This is a genomic window from Ruegeria sp. CE8, assembly GCF_056537465.1.
This window is the reverse complement of record NZ_JBQFRP010000005.1, coordinates 280,882-288,699: the sequence shown is the minus strand read 5'-3', so window position 1 is coordinate 288,699 and position 7,818 is coordinate 280,882. Positions and strand designations below refer to the sequence as shown.

At 56.6% G+C, this 7,818-nt stretch carries 8 protein-coding genes; 6 read left to right on the top strand and 2 right to left on the bottom strand.

What is annotated here, in order from left to right; genetic code table 11:
• Nucleotides 1-286 (top strand): transposase (locus ACR0AA_RS11430; protein ID WP_480756100.1); only part of this gene is annotated, 286 nt, incomplete at its 5' end.
• Between the two features lie 39 nt (nt 287-325).
• Here the strand turns inward: ACR0AA_RS11430 and ACR0AA_RS11425 are convergent.
• Complete coding sequence (locus ACR0AA_RS11425) at nt 326-1,582, bottom strand: tetratricopeptide repeat protein (protein WP_480756099.1); 1,257 nt, start codon at nt 1,580-1,582, stop codon at nt 326-328.
• A gap of 238 nt (nt 1,583-1,820) precedes the next feature.
• On the opposite strand from ACR0AA_RS11425, the gene ACR0AA_RS11420 reads away from it, so the two are divergent.
• Nucleotides 1,821-2,750, top strand: coding sequence for a transferrin-binding protein-like solute binding protein (locus ACR0AA_RS11420; protein ID WP_480662898.1), 930 nt, complete (start codon nt 1,821-1,823; stop codon nt 2,748-2,750).
• A 103-nt stretch (nt 2,751-2,853) separates the two neighbouring features.
• Here the strand turns inward: ACR0AA_RS11420 and rpe are convergent, their stop codons facing one another.
• A complete protein-coding gene (rpe, locus tag ACR0AA_RS11415; protein ID WP_480756098.1) occupies nt 2,854-3,549 on the bottom strand; it encodes a ribulose-phosphate 3-epimerase in 696 nt (231 codons plus the stop codon).
• A gap of 165 nt (nt 3,550-3,714) precedes the next feature.
• On the opposite strand from rpe, the gene phnC reads away from it, so the two are divergent.
• From phnC to phnE (ACR0AA_RS11395), 4 genes are all read left to right on the top strand, one after another.
• Nucleotides 3,715-4,536 carry a phosphonate ABC transporter ATP-binding protein gene (gene phnC, locus ACR0AA_RS11410; RefSeq protein WP_480662902.1) on the top strand — a complete coding sequence of 274 codons (822 nt, stop codon included), beginning with the start codon at nt 3,715-3,717 and terminating at the stop codon, nt 4,534-4,536.
• A 65-nt stretch (nt 4,537-4,601) separates the two neighbouring features.
• Nucleotides 4,602-5,504, top strand: coding sequence for a phosphonate ABC transporter substrate-binding protein (phnD, locus tag ACR0AA_RS11405; protein ID WP_480662904.1), 903 nt, complete (start codon nt 4,602-4,604; stop codon nt 5,502-5,504).
• Between the two features lie 67 nt (nt 5,505-5,571).
• A complete protein-coding gene (phnE, locus tag ACR0AA_RS11400; protein WP_480756097.1) occupies nt 5,572-6,453 on the top strand; it encodes a phosphonate ABC transporter, permease protein PhnE in 882 nt (293 codons plus the stop codon).
• Nucleotides 6,450-7,817: a phosphonate ABC transporter, permease protein PhnE gene (gene phnE / locus ACR0AA_RS11395; protein ID WP_480662908.1), complete on the top strand. Its 1,368-nt coding sequence runs from the start codon at nt 6,450-6,452 to the stop codon at nt 7,815-7,817. Before phnE (ACR0AA_RS11400) ends, phnE (ACR0AA_RS11395) begins: the two co-directional genes overlap by 4 nt.
• Nucleotide 7,818: the final 1 nt, after the last annotated feature.

Below are 7,818 nucleotides of genomic sequence, written 5' to 3'. Positions count from 1 at the left end.
CAGCAGCATCCCAAAAGTCGACTGGCTACTTGGGGATCGCGGCTATGACGCCGACTGGTTTCGAGAAGCGTTAAAAGACAAAGGGATACGCGCCAGCATCCCCGGCCGTAAACAACGCAAGACCCCGGTCAAGTACGATAAGCGTAGGTACAAACGCCGCAACTGTATCGAGATTATGTTCGGCAGACTCAAGGACTGGAGACGCGTCGCAACCCGCTATGACCGCTGTCCCAAAGTACTCCTTTCTGCCATCGCGCTCGCAGCAACCGTAATCTATTGGTTATGAATCCTGACCCTAGAAATCTTGATCAACCCTGCTTGCAACTCAAAACCTACGTTCAAGCCCAAGCTCAAAATCAGTTTCTGAGAAACTGTAGGCATCGATGCCGGAGTTTGTGCGGCGATACGCGACTTGTGCAAAGGGCGAAAAACCATTGCCGATAAAAAGGTCGTTTTTTTCAACTCTTAACGTCGAACCCCAAGTGATTTCATCCGGGTCTCCAGTCAGCAAAGGGCTCGGTGTCTTAAACGCTGTGCGTTCGAGATAAGCGGAGGGGCGATATGTGAATCCCCCGCGTGCATTATATTGGCCAAACAGAGTCAGTCTTTTGCGGGTGTAGTTTTCGAGGTTGGCGTCCACGGATTTGTCCTGCACAAAAGCACTCAGTCCAATTACGCCACGTCCACCTACTGATCGCCGTAAGCCCAACTCGCCTTCAAAACTGTGTCCGTCCAGCGCGCTAGATCTGGGGCTATGCAACTTGAAACCGCTGATGGCACCAAAGACGGAGACACCCAGCAAGTTGCGGCGCTCGAACGCTGCTTGCAGTCCGACGCGGTTCTCATAGACGTTCCCCCCGATCAACCGGGTGGCCAGAACCGGCCCAAATGAACTCGTCGTGTATTGCGAAAGAGCGCGCAGCCCAAGACGTCCCACGAAGATATAATCATCATGTTGCGAAGTAGGTGCTTCGGTGAGGTCAAAGTCTACCGAGGCAAAAGCGACCATTTGTACATTAGGAAGGGAAATATTGAGCGGCTGTCGAAAATTGGCGGCACCCGTTGCACGCAGCCCTATCTCCGTCGAGGTGTCGCGGTTTAGAGTAAAAGGCAGATCCAGCCCGAAGAAGTTGAGTGTTATCGAGTCTGTATCGTATCGTCTGTTGTTGCCGACTTGCGTGAACCCGATGCTGAGATCCCAGTCAAATCCACGCCGTGCGTCAATTTCGCGTATAAAACCCAATACGCGAGCCCGTACGGGATCTGGAAGATCACCAGAGAGAACGGTGAAAAACTCATTTCTGGCGCGGGTCCACTGTCTGGCCATGAAAAATGCACGGGCCAGTTCCAGGCGAACCCTGATCAGGTTCGGGTTTGTCGCCAGAATAGTTGAGAACTTTTCGATCGCGGACTGGGGTCGACCGTTTTCGAGGTCAGAAAGCCCGCTCAGAAACAAGGATTCGATCTCGATTTCATCTGCAAGCAGTGCGGTAGACGTTGCGACGCTTGACTCGGCATGCAGTCGCCCGGCAGTTAGACTCGTCAACAAAAGACATGTGAGCACAAGTAACAGCCGTATCATACCAGATTCCATTGTTGAGTAATTCTGTGGTGGTCTGAAAAGGCTTGGTTGGGCGAGCTAATAATTTGATTTAATTTTGTTTTAGGTATTGCGTTGCCGGAATATTTCTGTCCCTCACCCAATACCTGTCGCATTTCAAACACCAAACAGATAGTCCTTTAGATTGAAATGTTAACAGAGGTTGCACTGATTAAGGGAGTAACTAATGTGCCGTTAATACATTGACTATGGAGCAGTTATGAAATCCCGAATTAGTTGCCGGATTGCAGCATTTATTCCGGTTGTTCTTTTGAGCGCCTGCGGTGGTATCGCGGGGCTTGATATAGATCTTAGTGACGACGACGATAGTAGTAGTACGCCTTCAGGCGGCCCGATTTCCACCATACCGGCGGAAAAAATTGTTCTTCCCCAGAATGGTACGGCGACGCTCAATGGGCGGGCTGTGGTCCAGGCGTTTACTACAGATCAGTCGACCGGAAACATCACGGCACAGGGGCAGACCGGTCCTGCATCCTCCACAATGGTCGTTACGACCAGCGCAGGAAACATTGTCGCTGCCACTGCAAGCGCGGCTGGTTCCGTTGCTGAACTTGACGGACGCGCAGGAGACACTGTCGACCAGGGCACTGTAGTTGTTGCGATCAACTCGCCTGATCGGGACAAGGCGGTCGTGCTTGTCGACCCGTCCAGAGCTACTTTTGAATATCAGACGTTTGGGGTCTGGTTAGAGGGGCGGGGAGAGGCCAACGGCACTGCAGGTGCTGGTTCGTGGGGGTCGGTCACCCCGACAGCAGATATGCCCAGTGGAGGGACCGCGCAGTACACCGGTGCAAGCACAGGAATCGCGCGCCTTTCTGATGGTGATAACTACCAGACTTCATCGGCCATCAATGTAACTACAGATTTCTCAACGGCGACCATAACCAGTAAGAACACATCTGTGGACAGTTTGCGAGTAGGTGGCACGACACGTGCGGCCCCCGAACTGGATTTCTCAGGGACAGGGAACGTCTCGAATTCGGGGTTTACGGCTAATATCTCAGGTTCTGCGACAAGCGGCCGAGCCGATGGTGTGTTCTATGGGCCCAAAGCCGAAGAGGTGGGCGGCACATTCAGTGCAACCGGTTCCGGTGGCGTTGCATATATAGGTGCATTTGGGGCGGATTGATATCTGAGGAGAGCCTTTGGCAAACAAAGGCTCTCGCTGCAATTGGTACGGGTACGGGATGGCTAAGTTTATGCCAGAGCCGGAGAACAGTAGCGAAAAGCGTTCACTCGGCGATCTTTATTGCCGCCGCAGCAGTTCGAATAGCCTGAAGATTCTCACCGTACACTTCGGGCCGGTCCACCGATCCGCCTTTGAACACGGCAGATCCAGCCACAAGCACATCCGCTCCCGCTGCAGCAACTAATGGAGCGGTTCGAGGATCGACCCCGCCGTCGATCTCGATATGCACCGGGCGGTCTCCGATCATCTGGCGTAGCTTGCGAATCTTGGCGGTCATGTCGATGAACTTCTGCCCGCCAAAGCCGGGGTTGACGGTCATGACACAAACCAGATCGGTGAGGTCCAGCAGGTGCTCGACCACCTCGGCCGGAGTGCCGGGGTTCAGTGCAACACCTGCTTTCATTCCGGCCGCGCGGATGGCTTGCAGGGTGCGGTGCGTGTGCGGACCGGCTTCGACATGCGCCGTCAGAATGTCTGCTCCTGCATCTGCATAGGCCTGAATGTAGGGATCAACGGGCGCGATCATCAGATGCACGTCCATGACCGTTTTGACATGCGGACGGAACGCTTTGACCGCTGGCGGGCCAAAGGTCAGGTTTGGCACGAAATGCCCGTCCATAACGTCGACATGGACCCAATCAGCCCCTTGGGCTTCGATAGCCTGAATCTCGGCGCCGAAATTGGCGAAGTCGGCGGACAGGATCGACGGGGCGATCTTGATGCTGCGGTCAAAGCTCATGGTTGGCCTCATTTGGATAGCGTGTTGGCACCGCATATAGCGGCGATATGCAGCGATGGGTAGGCCCCTTGGGCCGCAACGGCGTTTACAAAACTTTCACCCAACCGACACATAGCCGTTGAATCTCATCTGTAGCTGACCGCCAACACGAATTGGGGGTGGCACGTGCTGCGCATAGAGAAATTGACCAAACGCTTTGGCGACAATGTTGCCGTAGATGCAGCGACACTGGATGTAGACAAGCCTTGCATGATCGGCATCATCGGGCGGTCGGGCGCGGGCAAGTCGACCCTGCTGCGGATGATCAACCGCCTGACCGACGCAAGCAACGGCGAGATTCTGTTCGAAGGCCGCGATGTCACCAAACTGAGGGGCCGCGAGAAACGCGCGTGGCAAGCCGATTGCGCGATGATCTTTCAGCAATTTAACCTTGTACCGCGCATGGACGTGGTATCGAACGTGCTGCACGGCACGCTGAACCGTCACTCGACGCTGGCGACCATGTTCAACCTGTTCCCGATGGAAGACATCCACCGCGCGATCGACATTCTGGATCGTCTGGGGATTGCCGAACATGCGCCCAAACGGGCCGAGGCGCTATCGGGCGGTCAGCAACAGCGTGTCGCCATCGCGCGCGCCCTCATGCAGGATCCCAGCATCATTCTGGCGGACGAACCCATCGCCTCGCTTGACCCAATGAACGCGCAGGTCGTGATGCAAGCCCTACGTCGCATCCACGAAGAGGACGGCCGCACCGTCATTGCCAACCTGCACACACTGGACACTGCCCGCCGCTATTGCGACCGCGTGGTCGGTATGCGCGACGGTCGTATCGTATTCGACGGCCTGCCCGAGCAACTGACAACGGGTGTCGCCCGCGAAATCTATGGAGCCGATGCCAGCTTCTCGGAAGAGGCGACCTCGACCGAGATCGAAACGCTGGACGCGACCCAGAAGGCCCTGATGGAAGCCGAGGCCACCATCTAAGCCCGATCGACCCCTTTCATCGACCGGCCGATGAAAGGCCGGCGCATCAAACCGGAGAGAGACAGATGAAAAAACTGATTGCTGCCCTGGCGGCCACAACCGCGATGGCCGCGCCGGCCATGGCTCAGGAAATCAGCGAATTCCGCATCGGTATCCTGGGTGGCGAGAACGCTCAGGACCGTCTGAATAACAACGAATGCTTGCGCGAATACGCCGAAGAAGCACTGGGCGTTGAAACCAAGCTGTTTGCCCCCGCTGACTATGACGGCGTAATCCAGGGTCTTCTGGGCGGCACTATCGACATGGCGTGGTTGGGCGCGTCGAGCTATGCAAAAACCTATTTGAGCGACGCCGAAGCGGTTGAGCCGGTACTGGTCAAAGTCAACACCGACGGCGGCTACGGCTATTATTCGATCGGTTTTGCCCGCAAGGACAGCGGCATCGCCTCTCTGGAAGACATGAAGGGTAAGACCTTTGGCTTTGGCGACCCGAACTCGACCTCTGGTTACCTGATCCCGTCCATCGAAATTCCTGCGGCTACCGGCGCGACCATGGACTCGGGTGATTACTTCGGCGAAGTGAAATTCACCGGCGGCCACGAGCAGACCATCGTTGCAGTGAACAACGGTGACGTTGACGGCGGCGTAACCTGGGCCGACGGTCTGGGTGACTGGGAAGACGGGTATCAGTCGGGTGCGCTGCGCCGTGCCGTCGATGCCGGTCTGGTCGACATGAACGACATGGTCGAAATCTGGAAATCCAAGCCGATCCCGGAAGGCCCCATCGTTTTGCGCAAAGCTCTGCCTGTGGACGTCAAAGAAAAGATGACCGCCCTGATGGCCGGTCTGGCTGACAAGGACCGTGACTGCTTCTACGGCGTTGCAGCGGGTGAAGCGAAAGCATTCGAGCCGATCACCCACGATGCGTATGAAATCATCATCGAAGCGCGAAAGCTGAAGTCCAACTAAGCCTGCACACCCATTGATCGGGGTCCGGTGACAAATCGGGCCCCGTTTTTCCACTCAGGAGCATTCCATGACAGACCTGACCGCAGGGTCCCCCAACGTCGACCAGATCCGGGCCGACTATACCGAGATGACACGACGCAAGCGGGTCTATGGTGGTATCCTTCTGATCGTTTTTGTGGCCCTGTTGGCCGCAGGTTTCCGCACAGCTGACGATCGAAACGCTGGCAGTTTCATCGACGGTTGGCACCGCATCTTCGACTACCCAACCGAGGTTCTGTCAGAGGCGTGGGATAAAATCGACGCGCTGCCTGCCAATCTGGTCAAGTTCTTTCCGGCACTGGTCGAGACCCTCAACATCGCCGCCGCATCGACCCTGACCGGAACTATCGCAGGGACGTTTCTGGCGCTGATGTCCACCCGCGGCATGGCGCTGTGGCCGTCGCTGATCCCGCTGTTTCGCCGCATCGCGGACATCTGCCGCGCGGTGCCTGAAATCGTGATTGCCCTGGTGCTGATCTTTGTTCTGGGCGGTGGCCCGGTTCCGGCGATGATTGCCATTGCAATCCACACCGCAGGCGCGCTGGGCAAACTGTTTTCCGAAGTGAATGAGAACGCCTCGCTGAAACCGGTCGAGGGTCTGCACTCGGTGGGTGCCAACTGGTCGCAACGGATGTATCTGGGTGTCATTCCTCAAGTTGGTCCAAATTATGTCAGCTATGCGCTGTTGCGGTTCGAAATCAATATCCGCGCCTCGGCCATTCTGGGTTTCGTCGGTGCGGGCGGTCTGGGCTATGAGCTGCGGAACTCGATGTCCTGGGGGCAGGGACGGTATGACGAGGCCGCCGCGATCTTCCTTCTGCTGTTCGTAACAATCGTCGTCGTCGATCAAATCTCGGGTCTCCTGCGCGAGCGTCTGACCCATGGTTCCGAAAAAGGAGCGCGGGCATGAGCACCTTCGCCACCGACTTGTCCATTTACGAACTGAAGGCCGAAGCCGACCGACTGTTCAACCGCAAACGTCTGGTGAATTTCGGCCTACCCGCGCTGGTGCTGGCCTATCTGACCTATGTGTTCTTTGCCTTTGACGTACCCGGTCTGACCGAGCGGGCCAACTGGGACAACGGCCAGACGCTGATTGCCGACAGCTATAGCTACAAAACCCATATCGAGCGCGACAACCGCACAGGCGAGGTTTCGGCTGCCGTCGAAGGGGAACGCAAAGGCCGCTACCCGGAAGGGCAGGCCCCGGAGTGGGTCAGCCTGGGGGAAACCACGGTCATTGATCTGGAAGACGGCCATGTCGTGCGCTTTGGACCCGAGACTGTAGAATACGATATCCCGGGTTACGGCACGGTCCGTGCGACACCGACTCGCTCATCGGGCGTTCAGGCTGAACTACCGGGCGGAGATGTCCCGGATTGGATCAATGTCTCGAAAAACCGGATGGCAATCACTACGGAAGCGGGGCGCCTGACGGTGACGCGTAATCGTTCCGAGGTGTTCCGCTACTTCAACGGGTGGGAATTGTTCTGGTTCACCCTCGATAGCCCCTACTATCGCAAGTCCTTCACTGAGTTGGCCGGGTTGGCCGCTCAAGGTGAGGCTGGAGAGATTTTCAACGATTTCTGGACCAACAAGATGTGGCGGCACCAAGACGTTGCATGGGCAATCTTTGAAACCATCCTGATGGCGTTCCTTGGAACATTTGGTGCCGCGATGGTGGCCCTACCGTTGGCATTCCTCGCCGCTCGCAATTTCAACCCTCTAAGGTCGCTCAGATTTGCCACTCGTCGCATCTTTGACTTTGTGCGAGGCGTGGATGCGCTGATCTGGACAGTTATACTGGCGCGGGCTTTTGGCCCCGGACCATTGACCGGCGCACTTGCCATGCTGGTGACTGATACGGGTACTTTCGGCAAGATTTTCTCAGAAGCGCTTGAAAACGTCGACCAGAAGCAGATCGAAGGGGTTCAGTCCACAGGCGCGAATGCCCCGCAGCGCTATCGCTTTGGTGTGATCCCGCAGGTGACACCGGTGCTGTTGAGCCAGCTGCTTTACTTCCTTGAGTCCAACACCCGTAGTGCGACAGTGATCGGCGCGATCACGGGCGGTGGTATCGGCCTGCTGCTGACGCAGGCGATCATTACCCAGAAGGACTGGGAGGAGGTCGCTTACTACATTGTCCTGATCATCCTGATGGTGATGCTGATGGACTGGTTCTCGGGGTGGCTGCGGCGGCGGCTCATTCAGGGAGAAACCGGCAAAAAGCGTAAGCCCAAGGACGCTAAAGCGAAGTCGTTCCCGCTGCCATGAC